Raw genomic sequence first — 21,465 nt, 5'->3', positions numbered from 1 at the left:
GCTTAGCGAGGCTCAAACCCACTTTCGGTCAAGACCATCTGGTCAAGGTCCATGCCTGACTTGAGAGCCCCCTGCTTGATCGCGTCGGCCACCTCGCTTTGCTTCGAAGGGTTTGCCTTCACGTAATCAAGATAGGTCAAATTGATAGAAGTGTAGAGCAGGTAGGCTTCCGCCAATTCCTGTTTCTGCGCATTGCTCAGATTGCCAAACTCGGGAATGGCCAGCATGGCGTTTGCGGACTGACGCGACACCGCTAGTATCTGAGCCGCCGTCGCTTCCGCAGTTGGATCGAAGTTAACCACGCCCCAGGCTGTGATCCACCACACCGCATAGGCGTCAGCCAGATTGTATGCCGATGCTCCATACTGCTTCAAAGTTTCGTGCATCTGCGGAATTATCTCAGGCTTGACGTTGGCCGCTAAGTCCGCTGCGGCTTGCGGGTCAACGCGGCGGGTTCGCTCGACGAAAGCGGCGAAGTTGGCGCGGCGTAGTTCCACCGAAGGATTATAGCTGAGTACCGATGCCGAGAGGACCGGCGCAGCGGCCGTTGGCGCAGTCAAAAAGCGCAGCATCGGAGCCTCGGCACGCCGTTGCACGGATTTGACATTGTGGTCCTGCGAAACCGTATTCGTCAGCATACCCATGTCGAATACCGGCACGACAGCCTTGGCGGGTGTCGGGGGAAAGGCGAACATCGCGGTCAGCGCAATCACAACCGTCAACGCAAAGGACGAAACGTACTTCATCAATCTACTCCTTGATGCCCCGCTGACCGGGCTTTGGACAAGCGCGCACTCGGCCTTTACGGTGAGCGTCTCGGGCGTTGCCGGGCCGCTAGGCGCGATGGCGCTCTGGACCGTATTTCACATGAACTCGCCAACTCCCGACATGCGCGGATATCAGCGCAGTTCGAAACCGCTTTCGGTCAGGACCATCTTGTCGAGGTCCATGCCCGACTTCGAAGCCCCTTCCTTGATTGCCTCCGCGACAGCCCGTGTCTGCACGGGATCGCCTTGATGATGCGCGACGGTCGCAGCAATCTGCGCCGCTTGCACGAGATAAACCTCGGCCAGTTCCTGTTTTTGAGCATTGGACAATTCGCCAAACTGCGGAATGGCAAGCATGGCATCTGCAGACTGGCGCTTGACCGCATCGACTTGGGTATCGCTGAAATCAACAGTGGGATCGGAAACAGCGCTCCAGGCGGTTATCCACCAATACGCATAGGCATGAGATACGTTGGTGATCTCGAAGCCGTAAGGCGCTATGGCGCGCTCCATGTTGCCGATGATGTCCTTGGTTGCGAAATCCCGCTCCATGATCTCGGCGCTGGCGGGGTCTACGCGGCGGGTCTTCTCAACGAAAGAGGCGAGGTTATCGCGACGTTCCTCGATGGAAGGCCGATAGCGCAGCACCGAGGGCGAGAGTTGCGGTGCCGATGACGCCGGATCGGGACTCAGAAGCGTGGGTGAGCCCGCGGCGGCCCGGCGCTGCTCGGATTTCACATTGTGATCCTGCGACACCGTGTTGGTGAGCAGGCCCATGTCGAACACCGGAACGACGGCCTTCGCGGGCGCGGCGGGGAAAACAAACATCGCGGTCAGCGCAATCGCCACAACCAGCATGAACGAAAAAACATATTTCATCGTCAACTCCTTTGTGCCGTCATCAGACATCGTCCGAGCCCGGATCGGACTTCCTGATGCGCCAAACTCTTTGTTTTTAAGAAAGAGTCCTGTCGCACAGATGGAAAAGGCTGCGGGGGTCGGCCGCGTGCTCAGCACGCAGCCAACCTAGCGCGGTCGAAATCCCTCCTTGGTCAACCGCATTGCCGACATGTCAAAGCCGCTTGCCCGCGCTCCTTGGCTGACCATGTTCTGTACCTGCGGCCACTGTTCGCGATTGGCTTCGGCCGCGAAGATGAATTGCGAAACCAAGAAAGTCTGGATCAGGAAGGCATCGGCCATCTCTTGCTTTTGCGCTGCAGTCATCCCGGCTATGCCCGGTGCGCCCAGAAGAGCTGCTGCGGCCTGCTTCCTGACAGCGCGAGACTGATTACTGTCATAGTCCGGCGTTTCGCCGTTGGTCGCGCTCCAAGCATACATCATCCATATCGCCACCGCGTCGGCGAGATTATCGGTCGACAACCCCTGGATGCTGAGACCCTCTTCGATCATGCCGAACAGCTGGCCGCTCGAATGCAGCCCGCGAAGCATGTCAGCACCTTCGCGGTTCTGCCCCGGGGTCCGCGCGATAAAGGTCTCGACATTTTCGGTGCGTCGCTGCTGCGACACTGCAAAGCCAAGTTTTTCGACCAGGGGCTCGGTTGCGCGCACCGCGCTGTTCCGCACCGAATTGGTAATCAGCTCGCCAAAGCCCCGTCCGTCGGATGCGGGTGGCGCAGTGCCTTCGCGCTGCGTTGGGCCGCATCGCCCGCCGGTGCACATGTCGGTTACGACCGGCCCCATGACGCCGAGCGTCTGGGATACCGCAATGCTCGATTGCGCGTGGGCGAGCGATGGCCCCCCTGATAACCACAGCAAAATCGCGCAAATGAATGCACCCTTCATGTGTCGCATTCCTTGGTTTGCGAGCATCAACGCGGCTGGAACCCTCCTTCGGTGAGAACCATCCCGTCAAGGTCCATGCCCGATTTGAGCGCACCCTGCTTGATGTTCGAGGCGACCTCGCCCTGCTTTTCAGGGTTGGCTTGCGCGTAGTCGATATAGGTCATGATGATCGAGGCGTGCAGCAGATAGGCTTCCGCCAGTTCCTGCTTCTGTGCATTTGTCAGATTGCCGAATTCGGGGATCACAAGAATGGCGTTCGCAGCCTGACGCCTGACGGCCTGCATCTGGCTGCGGGTCGCCTGATTGGTAGGGTCGAACACCGCGTCCCAGGCCGTGACCCACCACACCGCATAGGCATCGGCGAGGTTGTAAGCGGAAAGACCGTATGGCTGAATGCTTTGGTCGATCTGCTGAATGATCTTGGGGCTTACGTTTTGTTCAAGGTCGGCCGCGGCTTGCGGATCTGTGCGTCGGGTCCGCTTGACAAATGAGGCAAAATTGGCCGTGCGTTGATCTACCGATGGATCGTAGCGCAGGACTGTTTCCGGCAGTCGCGGGGCCGAAACGGCGGGATCGGGACTCAATAGCAATTTCGACGCCCCACCGGCACGCCGCTGTTCGGATTTGACGTTGTGGTCCTGCGAAACGGTATTGGTCAGCATTCCCATATCGAACACCGGAACGACCGCCTTGGCGGGCGCTGGAGGAAAGGCGAACATGGCAATCATAGCGATAGCCACGACCAGCGCGAAGGACATCACATACTTCATCATCTACTCCTTGTTACCCCCGGACCGACACACCCGGTCATTCCGACAGCGGCCTGACCGAATTGTCTCGTTTTCTTAACCGCTTAACTTTTAGCGGGTGAAATTGTCAGTCCCATGAAAAGGGCCGCGCGAAGCAACGCGCGGCCCCATTTTCGTGTCGGTTCGTCTTACTGCTTGCGAGCCATATTGCTCATCGCTTCGCCGATGGCCTTGATCGCGGTGCTGGTGGCGTTGAACATCATGCCGAACTGCTGCGAGAGGGCGCCGAATCTGGCCGTTTCACTCGGATCGTCCTTGCTCAGGTTACCGGCCATTGTCTCGAGGTCGCCGGCCATCTGGTCAAGTTCCTTGCCGAGCGTCTCGGCGATGGCCATCAGCCAGCCGCCGCCGCCGCGTGATCCGCCGGCGCGCGCTTCTTTCATCTCCCGGCTTTCGGAAAGCGAGGAGACGAAGTTATTGAGATCGTCCATCGCCGCGCGCTGAAGCTGGCCCTGCTGCATCGGGCTGAGGTTGAACTGATCGGCGAGGCCTGAAACAGCCTGACCGACCTCCTGGCGTGCAAGACCCGGCATGCCGGCCGAAGCGGCAAAGCTGGCCTGGGCCATATCGATCATCGACTGCGGCAGGCCGAGACTTTGGCCAAGCTGCTGGATCGTATTCATTCCGATCTGGCTGACAAGGGTCCTTGTTGCGATCGCGGCAAAGCCGGCAGGACCGCCAAGCGCCATCATTGCAAGATTGGTCGGGTTGATTGCTGCGCGAATTAGACCACCGATGGGCATGATATGTGTCCTTTCAAAACTTCCTAGCGGATTTCACACGAAGCGGTTCAGACAGCTCTCGTCCTTGTCGCCTGCCGCAGTTTATGGTCGAATTTGTCGGGCCGCGCGCTCGGCAGAATGGCTAGCAGGGGTCATCGAAATGCGTAGGCCGGCTGCATAGCAAGCGGGTTCAGACCGGGTGAAATAACAGTCCGGCAAGGCACGCGAGGCCCCGCGAGCCATCCACCTCAAGCTTGCCGATCGCGTTATTGATATGAGTTCGCACCGTGTTCTCGTGAATGTTGAGCAGGCTCGCAATATCCCCGTTGGAGCGGCCCCAACCCAGGAACCGCATCACCGCGACTTCGGTGCGCGAAAGCGATTGCAGCGCTTCGATCCGGTCCTCGGGAACGCGCCAGCCCTCGACGATGAACTCGCCCAGTTGCACCTCGCGCTGCGCCGCGCCGCGCTCGGCCTCGCGTTCACGCAGGTCGGCTATCAGGTTGGCGAGACTGTCGATGTCGGCACGGTCCAGCGAGGGACGTCCGTCAGCGGCGCGGCGCGCACTCTGCGCCGCCGAGGCAATGCCCCCTGGGCGTTCGCCTAAACGGCCGTTCACCACCGGGCCTCCTCGACCGCACGGCTGGCATGCTCGATTGCGGCACAGGCGCTCTCGGCGTTCTCGGCTGCGCCATTTGCGCCCTGCTCTTCGACAACCGCCCGCACCCGCTCCACCGAGAATGCCGCAGGCTGAGCCGCAATCAGCGTGGCGCAGGCCTCTGCGAAGCGATCCAGCGCGCGGTTGAGCCTGGCGGACTGGGCTGCATCCGCACCGAGCTCTCGCGCCAGTTCGTTGGACTGGCGACGCACATCATATAGGTCGCCCGGCTGAATGAAGTTGCGCCCACGCGAGCCGCCGTCGCCTGATCCGCCAAGCAATTCAAGACTATGCGCCACCTGCTCGGCGACCCGCCCGGCCAGCGATGTCAGCGCTGCATGGGTCTGACCGCGGCCATTGCCTGCCGAAATACGACCGGTGGCGCCGACGCCCGATAGCCTTGCTCGGATATCATTGCTCATGGCTTCTGGTTGTACGCATACCGCCCACCGCTGCCAAGCGCGCCGACCTAGTCATTTTGCGCACCCCCCTTAACCGTTTCGACGAGCGCGCATGTGCAGTGAGAGTGCCATTGTCATGTCAGTTAACGACGAAGCGAAACGCTCTGCCGCTCAATCTGGCGAGCGGAAAGTAGCGATTTGGAGGAACAGGACATGATCAATTCATTCAACCTAGGTGCAACCGTCGCTGCCAGTCTTGGGCTGACTCCGGCGATGAATTCCCACCAGCACGGCAAGGTTGCCACCGGAATCATCGGCACGATGTTCAGCCCGCTCGGCGCATCGCCCTTTGCCTTCGGCGCGTTTCCGCAGACGATGCGGATGCTCTGCTTCTGCGGCCTGCCCGACACCGGTTGCATTCCGCCGGGTCGGACGCCGGAAGGGCAGTGGACCGCCGAGCTCACCGGTCAAAGCACCGCCGAAATCGACCTGGGCGATGGCTACACGCTCCAGCTCGACGAGCGCAGCAGCGAAATCTACATCCGTAATTCGGACACCGGCGAGACGACCCGTATCTGGGGCGATCCGCATGTCGATGTCGACGGAAAGCGTGCCTTCGATTTCTGGGGCACCACCACCTTCACGCTTGAGAACGGCACCAAGGTCACGATCAACACCGAACAATGGGGCGGCAATCCCAACGCCTACGTGGCCAGCCAGGTAGTCATTACCAAGGGTTCCAATGCGATTGTCGTCGATGGGATCAGCCAGAACAAAATCGGCGACCTGAACGTTTCGATGTCGAACAATGGCTATGCCATCGATGCCCAACACCGCGATGGTTTCGTGCTGCATGAGAACGCTACCGGCACAGGCTGGCGCTCCGAGTTCACCGGCGAAGTCGCGACCCAGGCCGACCTGAATGCAACTCGAGTGGGCAGGGAATACGGGCCGGGAAGTGAGACGTTGAGCTTGGGCGAATCGGCCGAAATGATGAGCAGTTTCCTGGTGCTTGGATCGTTCGCCGCGATGCTTGGAGCGTCGGTTTCGCTCGAGCGTGACTGATCTCTCACAGAACTCGTCGCTATCCGCGCCCAAGAGTCGCAATCACGACACAAATGTCTGATCCAACTCACGTAATAGCGTGAGATGTAAAGGCCTATGGGACAAACGAAGGATAGTGGCGACAAAACGGAAAAGCCGACTCCGAAGAAGCTGAAGGACGCGCGTAAGAAGGGCGACGTTGCCAAATCGAAGGATATCGGCGCGGCGTTCACGACGCTCACTTTCTGCCTGCTGTTCGCCGTTGCAATCGGATACGGCGCACACCTTGTCGCCGAGTTTGCCGAGCAATCGGTCGACTTGGCGACCAAGGGCGAATTCGCAACGCTTGCCGACAGGCTCGGATCGCGCGCGCTGTGGCTCATGGTCGGCCTGTCCGCGCTGATCCTCGCTCCGCTTGCCGCCATAGGGCTCGCGGTCGAGTTCCTCCAGACCGGTCCGATCCTGACCGGAGAGAAGATCAAACCTTCGCTCGATAAGCTCAACCCGATCGAAGGGCTCAAGCGGATGTTCGGCAAGGACGGGCTGGTCGAGCTCGTGAAGATGCTGATGAAAGTGATCGCACTCACCGCGGTTACGGCCATCGTCTTCGCCACCACGCTCGAAAGCGTGGGCGAACTGACCCGACAGGCCTTGTTCAGCGAAACTGCCAATGGCGGCGTGATCGCCGGCGAACGCACGGCGAGTTATTTCTACTCGGTGACCCTACAGCTTCTGGTCTGGTGCGCCTTCCTGTTCCTTGCCATCGCGCTGCTCGACCGAATTCACCAGCAGCACTCGTTCATCAAGAAAATGCGCATGAGTCGGCGCGACATCAAAAAAGAGCACAAGGACGAGGAAGGCGACCCGATGGTCCGGTCGGAACGACGCCAGATGCACCAGCAATGGGCCGAGAACAACGCTGCCGGAGCCACCGCCGGAGCTTCGGCCCTGCTGGTCAACCCGACCCATATCGCGATTGCGCTCGACCATGATCCCGACAGCTCGCCGATTCCGGTCATCGCGGCGAAGGGCATGGGGCCGCTCGCCCAGCTGATGCGTGAGGTCGCTCGCGACGAGGGCGTGCCGATCGTCCGCAATGTCGCGGTGGCACGCTCGCTGAACGGGCGTTGCGAAGTCGGCGAGATGGTGCCCGAGGACATGTTCGAAGCAATCGCGGAGATCATTCTTTGGGCCCGCCGTGCGCGCGCCAAGGAAGCCCCGATGGAACAGGAACTGGGGCGTGAGCCGCTGGCCTTCGAAGATATTCACTGAGGAACTGGACATCTATGAGTACCGGGACGATCTTCTCATCGCTCCTAGCGATCGTGCTGGCCCTGGCCATCGTGCTGGGGCTCGCCTTTACGGTTATCTGGCTGTTGCGCAAACTGCAGGACAGCCGCCTTGGCACGGGGGACGAGGCGGTCAGCGGCCGCTCGCTTCGTTTCGTGCGTGCGCTGCCGCTGGGCCCGCGCGAGAGGCTGGTCATGGTCGAGAGCGGCGGAGAACAATTGCTGCTGGGCGTAACCGGGGGCGTGGTGACGCTTGTGGCGCATTGGGATGGCGACGGACGCCTGCTCGGTAAACCCAGCGAAGAGGCCGCCGTGCGGCAGCGACTATCGCCGACCATGCTTGCCGCGATGCGCGAGCGGCCCGGATCGGCGCATGATGGCTGAGGCCGGGAACCAACAGCCCGAACCCGCCGCGACTTCGCTGCGCGAGGCAGACGCGGAGCATGCGCGCTTCGCCAATAGCCTGCATCGCCTGCTGACGGCAGCGCCCGGAATGCAGGTGCTGCGCGGCTGGCACGAGCGCGATCCGGCACTCCAAGTCTTCGCGGATGGTTCGGGCATGCTGTGGTGCCCACTCGGCGAGTGCAACGGCATAGGCGAAAACCTTGACGCGCAGATGGAACTCTTGAGCCACTACGACGCCGCGTTATGCGCTTTCGAGCGCGCGACCGGGCTGGCTTTCGATCCCGCAACCGTGACGACCGACTGGCGCGCTGGCGCACGCTGGGTCGAGCTGCGCTACGGCGAACACCGCTTTGCTTTCGGGTTCGAGCCGCAACGGATCGATGCGGCGAAGCTGCCGCCGCTAGAGCCCGAGCCGGCCGTATCACGGACGCCGTTTCCGGTGGTGCTGTCGTTTCGCACTGGCAACGCGCCGCTGACGGAGGTCGAGGCGCTTTCGTCGGGCGGGCTGCTGAGCCTTTCCGCCGGACCTTATCCAACCATCCTCGAAACCCCTTTGGGCGCGCGTCGCCTGCCCGGCCATTGGACCCCCAAGACCGGCGTATTCGCCCCTGCCACCTGCCAAGGAGAGCAAGCCATGAGCGAACCCAAACAAGGGGCAGCGCCCGCTGGCCTCCATGTGCCGTTGACCATTCGCCTTCCGCAAATGGCGGTTCCCGCCGCCGAGATCGAAGCGCTCGCCGAAGGCGGCACCGTCACGCTGACCCCGCTGAGCGAGGGGTTGGCCGCCGAATTGCTGGTAGCCGGGCAAATCGTGGCGGCTGGAGAGATTGTACGGCTGGGCGGTTCCTTCGCCTTTCTCGTGGACGCGATGAACGCGCCGCCCCGCGCAGCCGAGGATCCCGCTATTGTCGAAGGACCAACTAATGCACCAGCGGGAGACGGTGCATGATGGAGTTCGAGGCCTTCACCCCCGGCTCGGCGCTCGTCACGGTCCTGATGATCGCACTGGCGCCGTTCTTTGCGGTGATGGTGACGAGCTTCACCAAGATCGTGGTCGTGCTCAGCCTCCTGCGCTCGGCCATGGGTTTGCAGCAAGTGCCACCCAACCTCGTTCTCAACGGCCTCGCGCTGATCCTGTCGCTTTATGTCATGTATCCGGTCCTCTCCGATATGACCGATGCCGCGGGCTATGGCGAACAAACCGTCGGGATCGAGGGCGAGGCCATCGAGGAATCCAGCCCGCTCGACGATACCGGTTCGATCTTCGCCGCCGCCGACCGCGCCAAGGAACCGTTGCGCGAGTTCCTGATGAAACATTCGACGTCAAGCGAGCGCGCCTTCTTCCTGCGCACGCAGCAGCGCATCAGCGGGCCGGAGCGCGGGGCGGAACTGACCGAGAGCGATTTCATCGTGGTGATGCCCGCTTTCGTGGTGCGCGAACTGACCATAGCGTTCCAGATCGGGTTCCTGATATTCCTGCCTTTTCTGATTATCGACATGGTCATTTCCAATATCTTGCTGGCGATGGGTATGATGATGTTGTCGCCAGTGACAATATCGTTACCTTTCAAGATATTATTATTCGTCTTGATAGATGGATGGGTCAAACTCGCCCATGGCTTGGTTTTATCCTATGTGTAGCTCCATCCGCTCTTTGGGAGCCGCAACATAATGGATCCGATTGCGCTCACCATTGAATCGCTGTGGCTCATCCTGCTCCTGTCGGCTCCTCCGATCATCGCCGCTTCGGTGGTCGGATTGCTCACCGCCATCGTTCAGGCGGCGACGCAACTGCAGGAACAGACGCTGCAATTCACCCTCAAGTTCTTCGCCATCATCCTGACGATCTTCCTGACCGCCTCGTTGCTCGCGGGAAGCCTCATCGCATTCAGCGAGAACATCTTCAGCCGTTTCTACAGCGTCGTCGGATAGCGCGGGCGTGAATTACGTCACCGACACCGGCGGCGCACTTGCAGATTTCGCGCCGTGGATGGGGCAGGCGGTGCTCATCGGGCTCGCCTCGGCGCGGTTTGCCTTTGCCATCCTGTTCATGCCGCTGTTCGGTCGCGACACGATGCCGCCGCTGGTGCGCAACAGCCTGATCGTGACCTTCGGCCTTATCATGCTGAATGCCCAGGCCGAACTTATCCCGCGCGACTTGTCGGCGATGGACCTCCTGTTCATCTTCGCCAAGGAGGCGGGTGCGGGGACCGTGATCGGCTTCTTCTTCGCGACGATCCTGTGGGCGATGGGCGTGGCTGGCGAGATTATCGATAATAAGGTTGGCGCCACGATGGCGCAGATCGTCGAACCGGGCAGCGGGTCGATGGCCTCGCTCACCTCGAACCTCCTGACAAGGCTTGCAGGCGTGCTGTTCGTGACTGCAGGGGGGATGACGCTGCTGGTGGGCACGATCATGGCGAGCTACGCAATCTGGCCGTTAGGACTGGGCGGGCTGCAATTCGATCCCGAGACCGTGGTTCTGTTCGAACGCGAATTCGGGCGGCTGTTCGTGCTCGCCTTCCTATTCGCAGCGCCGGTGATTGTGCTGCTTTACCTTATCGACGCAGGGCTTGGCCTGCTCAACCGTATCGCGCCGCAGTTCAACGTCTTCATCCTGTCGCTGCCGATCAAGAGCATGGCGGCGAGTTTGATTCTGGTGATGACGCTTCCGCTGCTGGGAGAAGCCGTCCTCAGCGATCTCTCCTCGCGCAGCGAAACGGCCGAAGCGGTGATGGAGCTGGTCGGCGGAAGCGCGGAGGAATAGCCTATTGCGCGCCGACCTCTGCGCGATAATGCTCGAGGTAATTGTCGAAATAGGCCTGACGTTCGGCATCCCATACGCCGCTCAGACGCTTGGGTTTCTCATATCTGAAATCGAAGCGATAGCGGCCCGGATGGTCGATCCTCAGCACGAAGCCGCCGAATTTGTCGCCGGCTTCTTCCTTGCGCTGGCGGTACAGCTTGGCGACCGCATCCCGCGTCGGCTGGCTCAACTGGAACTGGCGGCTTGCAAGCTGGCCGTTGTCTCGCGTGATCAGAATCGCTTGGACGTCGATGTCGTAGCCGTCGGGAAACTCGAGTATCTCGAGATCGACGATGGCGTGGACCCAAGTGTCGGTGGCAAAGTCGGTGGCGACACTCTGCACCACCTGGATCTGCGCGGTTTCGAAAGTCATGGCGGCCTGGCTACCTGTTGGCGAAGGTCTGGCTCATCCAGTTTCCGCCGTTGACACTGTACTCTGCGACAAAATTGTCAGGACGAGCGCTGGTACTACCCGGAGCGTATTCTGCCGTGATTCTTACTTCAACCCGGTTGCCCGGTTGTTCTGCACGATCTGCGTCTCCGTAACCAATGCCGGAGCTGCGCCGTCGAAATCCACGGGGATCATATCGATCATCATTCCACCGTAAACCTCGCTAAAAGGCGCTGAGGCAGACTTGGAATCGGGAATTCCGCCCGATCGCCGCGTTCAATGCAGTTTTGAGACTAGGTCAGCCCAGTTTTCCGCCACGGGCAAGACCGCTACTTTTTCGGCAAAGTCGTAGCTGATGTCGACGAAAACGATGGGGGGATTTGTTAGTTGATCGCGATAATCGAAGCAGAAATAGCCGGTAGCGGTATTCGTCGCGAAAGGTAACAATTTGAGCGAAGCCAAGCCGTCGCATTTCGACCACTGGGCGAGAGTCTCGACCGCCCATTCAACGGAATAGGTGTAGTCGGCGTGCGCTTTCTGCCCACCGACATAGAGGATGGGGCCAAAAGCGGTTCCACTCTTCGATCCGATCGGAATGCGATCAGGGCTTGCGGCATCTCCGCCATGTTCGAGGAACACAGCACGAAACTCGTCGGGGATACGGATATTCATCGTGCACTCCAGATTGGCGACTGCGGCCTCTTCCTGAGGTACGGGTGGTTCGACATATGGCGTCCAGCTTGTTTTCATGGCGCGACCCTCATGGAAGCCCAGCACGGCGCGTCATGACTGGACACAATCGACAGTTCACGCGCCGTTCGGCCGCAACTCCTTTGCGAGAAGGTCAGGATGGGCCGCGGATACAATCCAACGGTCGCCCTCATAGTCGAAGTCGATGTCGATCTTTCCAGTCGCGCGCACGATCGTGATCAGCGCTTTCTTCCAAGGATCTTTCCCGGGGACTTGCGTTACCTCTCGCAACTCTTCGGCGATGCCTAGTGTAACGGGCCCCGGCGTTCGCGCCTCCCAATCATCGCGAGTATAGACATACCCGAACTGGCTCCGTTGCTCGTCAAGATTGATTACCAGACTGATAGCGACCCAATCATACTCCGCGTACTTCGGCGACGACACAATCTCATGGCCGATCTGGTTCAAAACCTCATCCGCGCGCGCTTGATCGAAAATCGGCTGGGTCAACGATGATACTCCTGAAATGATGAGGACCCATTCGAGCATCACTGAGCCATTCTTCGCCTGATCTGCTGACGAATCGTCGACCGGGAAGCCGGCTTACTCGGGATAGCTTACATCGAAGGTGAAGCTCCCATCGCGCTTCATGAGGAAGCTGCACTTCGCCCAGGGTTCACGCCCCTCCTGGCGCATCATACCCCTTAGCGCATGAAGCGCATCGTCCACTTCGAAGTCTAGATCCGCGGGCACGGACTTGCCGTTCGACCAGATGCCACCGACCTTGCAATAATAGCCCTTTTGCGACCAGTCGCCTTCAAGTTCGGCGTCAACCCGCGCCTCATCGAACCCGTCGGGACAAATCGCCACCAGCGCCTTGGCGAGGGTTTGGTAAAGCTCGTTATTCATTGCATCGAAGGTTTAAGGCAGCGCATTTATGAAGTCGCCAAAGCTCGGGGCGATCGGCCGTGCATCCGGCGCGAAATCTTCGGAGCTTTCGTGGAACCAGATGGATACCTTCGGCACCACCGCGCCCTCGCCGCGATAATCAAGCACAAGGAAATCGCCGCCGAACAAAGCCGCAAAAGGCACGAGTTCAAGGCCTATCCCGTCTTCCGACGATGACAGGCGCGCATCGAGCTGGGTGGCGACAACAGCCACATCGGCCCACCCGCCGACATCTTCCGCAGGGTTGCCGACAATGGGCAAAAATCGCTCGATTACAATTTCACGAACCGGAGTGCTGACAGTCGGCTGGGCAAGTTTCGATCCGTTATGCTCGCGGACAAAAGCGACATAATCATCGGGCAATGACCGCGCGAAGCTCTCTTCTATGCGCTCGATCCTTTCGGGCGGGGGTGGCGGTAGCGGTAGGTCGTCACCGAAGACTGGCATTATAGCTCCTCGGCGCTCTGCGTGCGCCCACTGTCCTGGCAAATGTTCTCCAATGTCATTGGTGATGCGGTGCCCAGCAAGCGAAACCAGCTCTATTCTACTCGGAGTTTAAGTATCACGTCGCGCGTGGCGAGCAGGCTCAGTCGTGCAGTTTGGCGAGCATGGCCTCCCAGTCGGAGGCGACAGGCAGAATCGCCGTGCTTTCGTCAAAATCGTAGTTTAGATCGACGAAAACGATGGTGGGTGCCGCTGGGTCTTCCCGATAATCGAGGCAGAAATAGCCTGTCGCGGTGTTGGTGGCAAAAGGGAAAAGCTTGAGCTGCGAAGCGTCGCTCGCACCGCTCCAGCGTGCGATCGCCTCCACCCAGCGTTCGATCGAGTAGGAATAGCGCGCCTCATCCTTGGTGCCGCCTGCATAGAGCACCGTGCCAAAGGTGGTGATCGACTTGTCGCCGACCTGAATACCCGAGGGTTCGGGCGCCTCGCCCGCATGATCGATGATGGTCCGGCGAACCGACTCAGGGAGTTTCACATCGAGCCGGGTTTCAAGCGCGCTGACGGCGCTCTCATCGCCCTTCACCGGCACATCAATGTAATGTTCCCACACGATTTCAGCCATTCCCAATTCCTTTAGCGGCCACCGCCCCAGATACGCATACCCCCGGTGTGTCCTCCCGAGAAGTGGTCATGGACATCCCGATCGACAAGCTGGATCCGACCGGTGTCCTGATGATGGTGCCAAGTCAGACCGGGGGGCGAGCTTCCCGCAGGCGTGTCGCGGGTCAGGAAGGCGACCTGATCGTTGTTGAGGCCCAGGCGCTGAGCCAGCGAGGGATCCGCGCGCAGGGCGTCGCGCATCATCTCGTTGGCTTCCTGGAAATGCGCACGGTCGCTCCGCGAATTGATCGCTGCCGGGCTGAGATAGAGGTCAGCTGTGGCCTCGAAGATCGGGAAACCGTTCTGATCGTAGGTCACGCTCTGCCCTTCCCGAGTGTAGGTGACCGTTCCGTCATTATTCACCACACGCGTATCGTAATTGTCCTGACTCGGACGGCGCACAATAGTCTGTTCGCCGTTCACGTCGGTCACCATTTGCCGCCCATCGGCGCGCGGGGCAACACTCGGCGTGTCACCGATCGCTTGGGTGCGGCCCCCGGCCTGGAACGTTGCGCCGCGATTTGTATCGAGCACTAATGTGCCGTTGGCGGTGATCCGCCCACCCGCGATCGCCTCGTCGGCATTGCGCGCGCCTGCGCCGAAGAATTCGTCGAGTTGCGTCTTCATTTGCTCGACCGATTCGCGTGCGCTGGATGGCAGGGCATCGAGCGCACTTTGTGGAATGCGGTCCAGATTGGTCCTGATCTCGCGCAGCAGCGGTTCGACGGTGCGGGCCACCGCGGGGCTGTCCGCTGCGGCGCGCACGGCGCTGGAAATCGTGTCGGCCCACTTGCCGATCTTGCCCGCCTTGGCAAGGTCGCCCAGCGGCAGGATGCTGACTGCTGAAAGCGCACCATTCCCGATATGGCCGAGCGCTTCGCTACCCTCACCATTCCACAAAGCCAGCCCCGCGCGGCCCAGCGAAATGATGGCATTCGCGCCATCGGCGATGCCGGTCGGGTCGACAATACCGACGACATCGATACCCATCTGTGTCAGGTCGGCGATCAAGGTGGACGTGTCGATCGCATTTTCGTTGGCGGCAGCAGGTGTGCCAGTGGCGGCCTCTAGCTGCGCCAGCGTCAGGCCGCTGGCGCTGAGATCCCGAAGGCCCTGCTCAATGGAGGCCACATCATTGGTTGCGGGATTGCCATCGCCCCAGATGCGGTCGAACCGATCATATTGTTGCCGGCTGGGGCTGCCTTGTGGCGATGCAAACTGTTCCGCCACGGTGATGCCATCTTCGGCAAAGGCGATGGCGCCGCCATCGGGTGCATCGATCGAATAGCTTGCGGAGGCGAGCTGTCCGCGCTGCACCGGCGTAAGTCGAGCCTCGACCGCAGTCTGTACCTCGGCGGCGAAATCTGTGTCCTGCGCGGCAAGCGCCGCAAGGTCGCGCCTTACGCCTTCCATGTCGAGACCGGAAGGATTGGTGTTGCGGTCTATGATTGCTGTGGCAGCGGTCTGCGGGTCCGCGCTCGTGCCCGCATTGCTTGCCACGGAAATCGATCCCTGCGCGCCCTGTGCCGATGCTGTTTCGACCATCTTCAAAGCTCCGACGAATTTGAACTTCCTGGATGTTTGGCAAGCTACCTCCGGCCCTGTCCGTCGAGCATAGTCAAAACGACTAGCAAGCTTGCTCGATTTGCGGAGTTCGCCCTGGCACGGCTTCGGGCATTACACTGAGCGATCAATCCCTGATTTCTTGGAGTTCCAAATGACCGATCCCGTCCAAGACACCATCAGTCGCACACAGGAACGCCTTTCTTCCGGCCTGTTCAATCCGGTAACCCCCGGCGAACTGCGCAGTATTGCATCCGACCTCGATGCACTGCCGCCGGCGCAGCGTCAGGAGGTCATTGAAGGCCTGTCCGACGACGACCTTCAGAAGCTCGCCGGTGAAATCATGCAGTCCCGTCCGATCATTGGCGGGTTAGGGAGTGCCGAGCGGCAGGAACTCTTCGCCGACCTGGCGCGCGGACTCGATGGAACGCAGCTTGCCCGCGTCGCCGAGGCTTTCTCCACTACCGGTGGCGACAGCGATGGCTTCACTCCGATAGGCGAACTGGCCGCTGCCGTTGCGACCCATGGCGGCACCCAGCAGAAGCTGGACTTCATCGCCGAGATCGCCCCGTTGACGACCGACAGCAGTGGCTTCAGCTCCACTAGCATCGGCTCCTCGACGTCGACTTTTGCGGACGCCGAAGCCAACGCGGTCGGCACGGTTGTCGCCAGCATGCGCGGGCAGGCCGTGACCGAAGCGTTGAGCCTGCTTGACGATACCGAGTTGCAAGCCGTGATCGACAGCTCGATCGAGAGCAACATCACCACTTCAAGCATGGGCATGGCAAGCGCAAGCAGCCTGAGCTGGGATACCGAAAGCTATACCGCGATCATGGAGGCGGTAGCCAGCGCAAGTTCGGTGGGTGGAACTTCTCCGATCGACAGCGTGGAGCAGCGCGCACGCGCCTTTGATGCTGCCGGCACGAGGCTTGCCGAAGTCGATGATGTCGGCAGCCTCCCCGGCTTCACCGTGATCGGCAAGTCTGACACCATCGCCGCGGTCGTCGATGACATGAGCGATGTGCTAGGAAGCAACACGACCGGGATCACGCTCGAACTGTCGCAGGACGGCCGCTTCGATGATGGCGCAGCGATGATCGCGTATGCCAAAGGTATGCTTGAGAGCGGGCAGGCCGACGCGCTCGGCGAGACCATGGCGCGTCTTCAGCTGGGCAATGACCTGACCGGCAATGCGGTCGACCAGCTCGAAAGTCAGATCACTCTGGCCGATGGCACCGAGCTATACGCAACGGCGGAGTCGCTGGGCTATTTCATGGCCTCTACCTATACTGCAACCGAACAGATCACAGCCGACGTTGAGGCGCAGCGTCAATTGGCCGCCGATGTTGTTGGCGGGCTCTTGAAATTCATTGATACCGGACCCGCTGGTCCCGTCGTTGATTTCGTGTCAAAGCGTGTCATCAGCGCTTCGGTTGACGCGGTAATTGGTGATCCGACTTCGGACGCTGCGGATATCCTGCGCGATACGGCTCTTCCGCTTAATCCGGAGACCAACAACAGGATGATCAGCAGTGAAGCCTTCCAGGCCTTTACCAGTCAGATTACTTCGGTGCGCCCATAGGAGCATGACAACGGGCGCATTCGCAGGAATGTGCGCAACGTTGCTGATGGCCTGTTCGCAGTCGCCCCCGGAAAGCGTAGCAATGGAGCTGCCTCCTGCTCTGTCCAACGACTTTCCGGGAAACAACCGACCCTTCGGCAGCCGCGAATTCGGCCGCCTGACCTACGCGTCAAAAAGCGTTCAGGATCGCTTCTTTGGCGATTTGCCCGATCGCGAAAAGTATCTTGCCATGCTCGACGCCGAGACAAATCTGGCAGACCTTGCGCCGGAATTCGCGCAGGCTTTGGGAGAAGATTGGATTCGCGACCCCGATGTCATCGACAGTCCCGACTTCGAGGCCATGTCTTTTGTGTACGAGGATCTTGATCGACCAACCGCCAGGATCGCCATTGTCAGCGTTCCTACCAGACCTGGCACTCGCGACCCCAAACCAGCCCAAATCATTTCCTCGATTCCGATCGAAGGGCTGATCTAGGAGGGCTTCAACAGGGCCAGATGACGCCTAATCGTTTTGCGCAGTGACAAGCGCGCGAGGCGGGCCCACTGCAAATAGTATGGCGATATCCGTATACTCCGGCTTGCCGCGCGTTCGCCTGCCAGACAGTGCTACCGCGCCCCTCAAGCGTACCTGGACGCAGGCCCCGGCGACCAACGCGCCGGCTTCGCCACGCCGCGCCACGCGTTCAGATCGAGCCGTTGGCCACGCACAATTGCTCGTGGCATTGCTCGCGCAACTGGCTGCAGCCGGCAAGGACCCGCGCGACCATCCGGCGTTTGCCATCCTTGAGACGCTGAAGCAGAATGCGGATGTCGAAATGATGGCTTCGCCGCTATTCTGGCGTGACGCCCCACCCGAAGTGCTTGCGGCGGCCCAAGATGGCGGGCGACAAATGATGACGAGCTTGCTGGCAATCTATGCGCGCTGAATGCGCCCAAATCCCTGTTCGACTTCGGGACCGTCTCTGCAGGCCGTTCTCGCCGGAATATCTGGAAACGCCAATACGCGTGTTTGATCGATCAAGCATTTCGGCTGTGCCAGAATTGGTCCGACGACCGCGATGAAGTCGTCTTTGGCAAAGTTCTGGATCAGTGCGATCTATGAGATGCACGGCCTAGATGCTAAGGTCGCGCAGATTGTAGTCGTGGAGGCTCGCTCTGGCGGCTGCATCATAGACAAAAGTTTCGCCTGCAAGCGGCTTGTATTCGAATGCCGCCTCCTCCGGAAACCGCGCCCGACGCGCCGCGATTGCAAGACCAAGTGCGCGTGAACGTTCGCGGATGTGGGCATCGTCATAGACTGCCGCTTCGCTGTGCATTCCGGCACCTTTGATATTGAGAACCGAAGCGCGGCGGTGGAAACCGTAATTGATCGTCAGCCGCGGTTCGAAGCCGGTGTTAGCGAATGAGCCGTGGACCAGCTGACGGTTGCATATCACGACGTCGCCGGCTTCGCAGACCAACGGAACGGCATCGGGCAGCCGTTCCGATCCAGCTTCGGCGATCATCGCCTTGATGTCCATCTTGCCGAGCTTGTGCGTGCCGGGCACGACCCAGACTCCGTTGACCGCAGTCGAACCGTATAGCTGGAGCATGAAATTGAACCCATGGATGTCCTCGTCGAACGCGGGGTGATCCCAGTGCGTATCGCCATCCTGGTGCCAAGATACCGCCGCGCCCAACCCGGGATCCTTGAAGAAGATTACGTCGTGAAACGGCGCAAAGTCCTCCCCGTTGATCGCCGCCGCGACGCGCAGAAGCTGTGGATGGGCATAGGCGCGCAGGCACTCGTCGGAGAACTGGACATGCCCCATCAGCACGAAGGGTGCGAATTCGGGCGCATCCTGCGCGGCCTGCGGTTCGAACAGCTTCACCTGATGGCGACCGTTCCACAGTTCCGTGCCGCCAAGCGGATCGGATAGCGGCCTGACCCATTGCAGCGTTGGCGCGCGATTGCCCGCGCCCACTGCCGGATTGCCCTGCGCGTCGGTTTCGCCGCCCGGCTGAAGCGGGAAGCGCGAGCGCAGATCGTCGATCCCGGCTTCAAGATCGGCCAATTCCTCCGCCGAAACTGCACCTTTGAAAACATAGAAGCCGTAAGCCGAATAGGCCGCGCGGATATCGGCGGCGAGCACACCTTCGTCATCGAACCGGATCGGTCCGCGATTGAGCAGCGCCAGAGCGCGTTCCTGGCCTGCGACCAGATAGGCGCGCATGGCCTCTGCATCCTTGCCGTAATGCGCCGCGCAGACGTCGATCGAAGCGGAAATGTCGGTAACCATCGCAGAAGCTCCTCAGTGGATACGAATCGGCAATTTTTATTCTTGATAAAATTTTATGCTCATGCAAATATGTCAGTCAAGCTAATTCGAGGTGCAATTCTTCATGGCCAGCCAGCCACAGGCGCGCGGACAGGCAACACGGCTTGCGAACAAGCTCCAGAGGCGCGACCATATCCTTGGCTGCGCGGCGACCATGATCGCCCGCGAAGGGATCGACGCACTGACCCTGGCCCGGCTAGCCGAGCGCGCCGATGTGACCGTACCCACGGTCCACAACCTGCTCGGCCGCAAAAGCGATTTGCTGGAAACGCTGGTGGTGGAGCGCATGCGGGCGGTGATGGATGCGGGAACCGACCTCGATCACACCGATCCCATCGCCACGGTCGAAAGTTTTGCCACCTCGCTGCTCGCGCTGCTGGCCTCGGACGAACCGCTCTATCGCGCTGCGTTCATTGCGGGCGAGCGAATCGGCTTCTTCGAGCAAAAATCCGCCTCCGGCATCTTCGCGCGTTCGGTCGAGGAAGCGATCCAAGTGTGTCGCGATGCAGTGGACCAGGGCCTGCTCGAAGGACGGATAGATCCGGCCCGGCTCGCCACACGCCTGTTCGCCTCGCAGCGCCTCGCGCGGCAGGACTGGATGAACGGCTATATCCAGCTTGCCCAGTACCGCATCCAGATGATGGGCGGGATGTTCATCACCCTGTGCGCCGATGCCGGCCCAGCGTTCAAGGACCGGCTCATCGCCCGGCTCGACGCACTCGAAGAAAAAGGACTGGAGCAATGACGGCCAAGACAGTGCGCGCGAAACTTGGCGGCGGGGAGGCAGTGTTCGGTGTGTTCACTCCAGGCAGCAGCATGGCCCAGGCGGAAATTCTTGCCCGCGCCGGTTTCGATTTCCTGATATTGGACGCCGAGCATGGAACCGTCGGCCCCGAGCAGGTCGCTGCCCTTGCGATGGCTTGCGAGGCGCACGGCTGCGCGCCGCTTGTGCGGGTACCTTCGCTCGACCGGCGAGCGATTGGAAAGCCGCTGGATTTCGGCGCAGTTGGGATCGTTGCGCCGATGATCAATTCGCGCGCCAATGGTGAGGCATTGCTGACGGCCGCGCTTTACCCGCCGCATGGCTCGCGGGGACTGGCTATGACGCGCAATCTCGGCTTCGGAATGGGTCAGGGCGACGTTGCTGCAAGGATCAACGCGGCCAACGAGGCCGTGCTGACCATCGCGCAGATCGAAACCCGCGAAGCGATCGCCAATCTCGACGAGATCATGTCGCTCTCGCGTATCGACGTCATCTTCGTCGGCCCTGCCGACTTGTCCTCCAGCCTCGGTATCCCGCTGCAGTTCACACACCCCGATTTCCTTGGCGCGATGATGCAGGTGGCGACCAAGGCGCGCGAGCACGGCAAGCATCTGGGCGTGCTGGTGAACGAGCCGGAACAGATCAAGCGGCTTTACCCGCTCGGCTTCCGGTTGTTCGCGGGCTATCTCAACATGATGCTGGCGAAAATGGCGCGCCGCTTTGTGGTCGAATGCGGCGAAGCAGCGGGCGGGACTGCCGAATAGCGCAATGCGGAAGCGAACCGGGCACTACGGGTGATCGTTGCGGTGCGCATCATAATTTCGTCTTGCGGAATCGATAGCCGGAAGGTTTTCGAGCGCCCAAAGGCCCATCGCGCTGACCGGTTCGCGAAACGACTCGCCCATTGCGGTGAGCGAGTATTCGACCTTGGGCGGGATGGTCGGATAGTGCTTGCGGTTGACCAGTCCGTCGCGCACCAGTTCGCTCAGTGTTAGGCTGAGCATGCGCTGAGAAATGCCGAGATTCCGCTTAAGCTCGTTGAACCGCAGCGTCCCGTAACGGGCGAGCGAGATGATGACCAGTACACTCCAGCGGTCGCCAACCCGCGTCAGCACCTCGTTGATCCGTGCGCATTCGGGGCATTGACCCGGTTCGAGTATGCAAGCCGCCTGACCTTCCGTTTGTCGCGTCGCCATAGGCTGGTTCCTTCTTTGTTACCGAGGCTCAAACGTGTGCCTCCTTGCACACGATTGCGGTTCCGAATATTCATTAGGTAACAAATTTATACCACCAAGCTCCCCGCCGTTCAAACAGGAATGCACCATTGTCCGTCGTCAAAACATTTGGCACACTTCGGGGCGTAATTTTTCGGAGTGTGGGCCTCGTCCGGTTGGTGATATTA

Annotated in this window: 28 protein-coding genes; 12 read left to right on the top strand and 16 right to left on the bottom strand. The window is 60.5% G+C overall.

The features are described from left to right. Positions 1 to 2: 2 nt before the first annotated feature. From K3174_RS09380 to K3174_RS09350, 7 genes are all read right to left on the bottom strand, one after another. Positions 3 to 746, bottom strand: coding sequence for a DUF6683 family protein (locus K3174_RS09380; RefSeq protein WP_221558010.1), 744 nt, complete (start codon positions 744 to 746; stop codon positions 3 to 5). 153 nt (positions 747 to 899) lie between these two features. After that, positions 900 to 1,676: a DUF6683 family protein gene (locus K3174_RS09375; RefSeq protein WP_221558009.1), complete on the bottom strand. Its 777-nt coding sequence runs from the start codon at positions 1,674 to 1,676 to the stop codon at positions 900 to 902. A 117-nt stretch (positions 1,677 to 1,793) separates the two neighbouring features. Then, positions 1,794 to 2,570: a DUF6683 family protein gene (locus tag K3174_RS09370; RefSeq protein WP_221558008.1), complete on the bottom strand. Its 777-nt coding sequence runs from the start codon at positions 2,568 to 2,570 to the stop codon at positions 1,794 to 1,796. A gap of 26 nt (positions 2,571 to 2,596) precedes the next feature. Then, the gene (locus tag K3174_RS09365) at positions 2,597 to 3,340 is read right to left on the bottom strand and encodes a DUF6683 family protein (protein ID WP_221558007.1); all 744 of its coding nucleotides are present in this window, start codon (positions 3,338 to 3,340) and stop codon (positions 2,597 to 2,599) included. A gap of 167 nt (positions 3,341 to 3,507) precedes the next feature. Continuing rightward, positions 3,508 to 4,122 carry a cyclin family protein gene (locus K3174_RS09360; protein ID WP_221558006.1) on the bottom strand — a complete coding sequence of 205 codons (615 nt, stop codon included), beginning with the start codon at positions 4,120 to 4,122 and terminating at the stop codon, positions 3,508 to 3,510. A 169-nt stretch (positions 4,123 to 4,291) separates the two neighbouring features. Continuing rightward, positions 4,292 to 4,720 (bottom strand): helix-turn-helix domain-containing protein, encoded by a 429-nt coding sequence (locus K3174_RS09355; protein WP_345719618.1) that lies wholly within the window; start codon positions 4,718 to 4,720, stop codon positions 4,292 to 4,294. After that, a complete protein-coding gene (locus K3174_RS09350; protein ID WP_221558005.1) occupies positions 4,717 to 5,181 on the bottom strand; it encodes a hypothetical protein in 465 nt (154 codons plus the stop codon). The genes K3174_RS09355 and K3174_RS09350 overlap by 4 nt, the downstream gene beginning before the upstream one ends. A gap of 192 nt (positions 5,182 to 5,373) precedes the next feature. On the opposite strand from K3174_RS09350, the gene K3174_RS09345 reads away from it, so the two are divergent. The 7 genes from K3174_RS09345 (at position 5,374) to sctT (ending at position 10,665) form a co-directional block, all read left to right on the top strand. After that, the gene (locus tag K3174_RS09345) at positions 5,374 to 6,225 is read left to right on the top strand and encodes a DUF1521 domain-containing protein (RefSeq protein WP_221558004.1); all 852 of its coding nucleotides are present in this window, start codon (positions 5,374 to 5,376) and stop codon (positions 6,223 to 6,225) included. Positions 6,226 to 6,321: 96 nt separating this feature from the next. After that, positions 6,322 to 7,476 carry an EscU/YscU/HrcU family type III secretion system export apparatus switch protein gene (locus tag K3174_RS09340; RefSeq protein ID WP_221558003.1) on the top strand — a complete coding sequence of 385 codons (1,155 nt, stop codon included), beginning with the start codon at positions 6,322 to 6,324 and terminating at the stop codon, positions 7,474 to 7,476. Positions 7,477 to 7,490: 14 nt separating this feature from the next. Next, positions 7,491 to 7,877 carry a flagellar biosynthetic protein FliO gene (gene fliO / locus K3174_RS09335; protein WP_221558002.1) on the top strand — a complete coding sequence of 129 codons (387 nt, stop codon included), beginning with the start codon at positions 7,491 to 7,493 and terminating at the stop codon, positions 7,875 to 7,877. Continuing rightward, the gene (locus tag K3174_RS09330) at positions 7,870 to 8,847 is read left to right on the top strand and encodes a FliM/FliN family flagellar motor switch protein (RefSeq protein WP_221558001.1); all 978 of its coding nucleotides are present in this window, start codon (positions 7,870 to 7,872) and stop codon (positions 8,845 to 8,847) included. Before fliO ends, K3174_RS09330 begins: the two co-directional genes overlap by 8 nt. Then, the gene (gene sctR, locus K3174_RS09325) at positions 8,847 to 9,539 is read left to right on the top strand and encodes a type III secretion system export apparatus subunit SctR (protein ID WP_221558194.1); all 693 of its coding nucleotides are present in this window, start codon (positions 8,847 to 8,849) and stop codon (positions 9,537 to 9,539) included. Before K3174_RS09330 ends, sctR begins: the two co-directional genes overlap by 1 nt. 30 nt (positions 9,540 to 9,569) lie before the next feature. Continuing rightward, positions 9,570 to 9,830 (top strand): type III secretion system export apparatus subunit SctS, encoded by a 261-nt coding sequence (gene sctS, locus K3174_RS09320; RefSeq protein ID WP_221558000.1) that lies wholly within the window; start codon positions 9,570 to 9,572, stop codon positions 9,828 to 9,830. A 7-nt stretch (positions 9,831 to 9,837) separates the two neighbouring features. Continuing rightward, the gene (sctT, locus tag K3174_RS09315) at positions 9,838 to 10,665 is read left to right on the top strand and encodes a type III secretion system export apparatus subunit SctT (RefSeq protein WP_345719617.1); all 828 of its coding nucleotides are present in this window, start codon (positions 9,838 to 9,840) and stop codon (positions 10,663 to 10,665) included. Position 10,666: 1 nt separating this feature from the next. On the opposite strand, the gene K3174_RS09310 is transcribed toward sctT, so the two are convergent. From K3174_RS09310 to K3174_RS09280, 7 genes are all read right to left on the bottom strand, one after another. Continuing rightward, positions 10,667 to 11,077, bottom strand: coding sequence for a hypothetical protein (locus K3174_RS09310; RefSeq protein ID WP_221557999.1), 411 nt, complete (start codon positions 11,075 to 11,077; stop codon positions 10,667 to 10,669). Between the two features lie 294 nt (positions 11,078 to 11,371). Continuing rightward, positions 11,372 to 11,845, bottom strand: a complete 474-nt coding sequence (locus tag K3174_RS09305; protein WP_221557998.1) for an SMI1/KNR4 family protein — start codon at positions 11,843 to 11,845, stop codon at positions 11,372 to 11,374. 57 nt (positions 11,846 to 11,902) lie between these two features. Further along, positions 11,903 to 12,295 carry a hypothetical protein gene (locus K3174_RS09300; RefSeq protein ID WP_221557997.1) on the bottom strand — a complete coding sequence of 131 codons (393 nt, stop codon included), beginning with the start codon at positions 12,293 to 12,295 and terminating at the stop codon, positions 11,903 to 11,905. A gap of 93 nt (positions 12,296 to 12,388) precedes the next feature. After that, positions 12,389 to 12,694, bottom strand: a complete 306-nt coding sequence (locus K3174_RS09295) for an antitoxin YezG family protein (RefSeq protein WP_221557996.1) — start codon at positions 12,692 to 12,694, stop codon at positions 12,389 to 12,391. 12 nt (positions 12,695 to 12,706) lie between these two features. Then, entirely contained in the window at positions 12,707 to 13,180 is a 474-nt protein-coding gene (locus tag K3174_RS09290; RefSeq protein ID WP_221557995.1) for an SMI1/KNR4 family protein, read from the bottom strand. A 139-nt stretch (positions 13,181 to 13,319) separates the two neighbouring features. Next, on the bottom strand, positions 13,320 to 13,799 hold the full coding sequence (locus K3174_RS09285) for an SMI1/KNR4 family protein (protein WP_221557994.1): 480 nt from the start codon (positions 13,797 to 13,799) through the stop codon (positions 13,320 to 13,322). A gap of 11 nt (positions 13,800 to 13,810) precedes the next feature. Beyond that, positions 13,811 to 15,382 (bottom strand): HNH endonuclease, encoded by a 1,572-nt coding sequence (locus K3174_RS09280; protein ID WP_247712067.1) that lies wholly within the window; start codon positions 15,380 to 15,382, stop codon positions 13,811 to 13,813. A 172-nt stretch (positions 15,383 to 15,554) separates the two neighbouring features. On the opposite strand from K3174_RS09280, the gene K3174_RS09275 reads away from it, so the two are divergent. The 3 genes from K3174_RS09275 (at position 15,555) to K3174_RS09265 (ending at position 17,908) form a co-directional block, all read left to right on the top strand. Beyond that, positions 15,555 to 16,982 carry a hypothetical protein gene (locus K3174_RS09275; RefSeq protein WP_221557992.1) on the top strand — a complete coding sequence of 476 codons (1,428 nt, stop codon included), beginning with the start codon at positions 15,555 to 15,557 and terminating at the stop codon, positions 16,980 to 16,982. After that, the gene (locus tag K3174_RS09270) at positions 16,933 to 17,457 is read left to right on the top strand and encodes a hypothetical protein (protein ID WP_221557991.1); all 525 of its coding nucleotides are present in this window, start codon (positions 16,933 to 16,935) and stop codon (positions 17,455 to 17,457) included. Before K3174_RS09275 ends, K3174_RS09270 begins: the two co-directional genes overlap by 50 nt. A 79-nt stretch (positions 17,458 to 17,536) precedes the next feature. Then, positions 17,537 to 17,908 carry a hypothetical protein gene (locus K3174_RS09265; RefSeq protein ID WP_221557990.1) on the top strand — a complete coding sequence of 124 codons (372 nt, stop codon included), beginning with the start codon at positions 17,537 to 17,539 and terminating at the stop codon, positions 17,906 to 17,908. A gap of 186 nt (positions 17,909 to 18,094) precedes the next feature. Here the strand turns inward: K3174_RS09265 and K3174_RS09260 are convergent, their stop codons facing one another. Beyond that, positions 18,095 to 19,261: a phytanoyl-CoA dioxygenase family protein gene (locus K3174_RS09260; protein ID WP_221557989.1), complete on the bottom strand. Its 1,167-nt coding sequence runs from the start codon at positions 19,259 to 19,261 to the stop codon at positions 18,095 to 18,097. Between the two features lie 103 nt (positions 19,262 to 19,364). Here K3174_RS09260 and K3174_RS09255 point away from each other — a divergent pair, with 103 nt between their 5' ends. Continuing rightward, a complete protein-coding gene (locus K3174_RS09255) occupies positions 19,365 to 20,045 on the top strand; it encodes a TetR/AcrR family transcriptional regulator (RefSeq protein ID WP_221557988.1) in 681 nt (226 codons plus the stop codon). Then, on the top strand, positions 20,042 to 20,827 hold the full coding sequence (locus K3174_RS09250; protein WP_221557987.1) for an HpcH/HpaI aldolase family protein: 786 nt from the start codon (positions 20,042 to 20,044) through the stop codon (positions 20,825 to 20,827). The genes K3174_RS09255 and K3174_RS09250 overlap by 4 nt, the downstream gene beginning before the upstream one ends. 24 nt (positions 20,828 to 20,851) lie before the next feature. On the opposite strand, the gene K3174_RS09245 is transcribed toward K3174_RS09250, so the two are convergent. Then, positions 20,852 to 21,259, bottom strand: coding sequence for a winged helix-turn-helix transcriptional regulator (locus tag K3174_RS09245; protein ID WP_221557986.1), 408 nt, complete (start codon positions 21,257 to 21,259; stop codon positions 20,852 to 20,854). Positions 21,260 to 21,465 lie beyond the last annotated feature (206 nt).

Origin of the sequence: Qipengyuania qiaonensis, from assembly GCF_019711515.1 — a bacterium.
Classification (GTDB): domain Bacteria; phylum Pseudomonadota; class Alphaproteobacteria; order Sphingomonadales; family Sphingomonadaceae; genus Qipengyuania; species Qipengyuania qiaonensis.
Note: the sequence above shows the minus strand (reverse complement) of the source record. Positions and strands in the feature narration are given on the sequence as shown.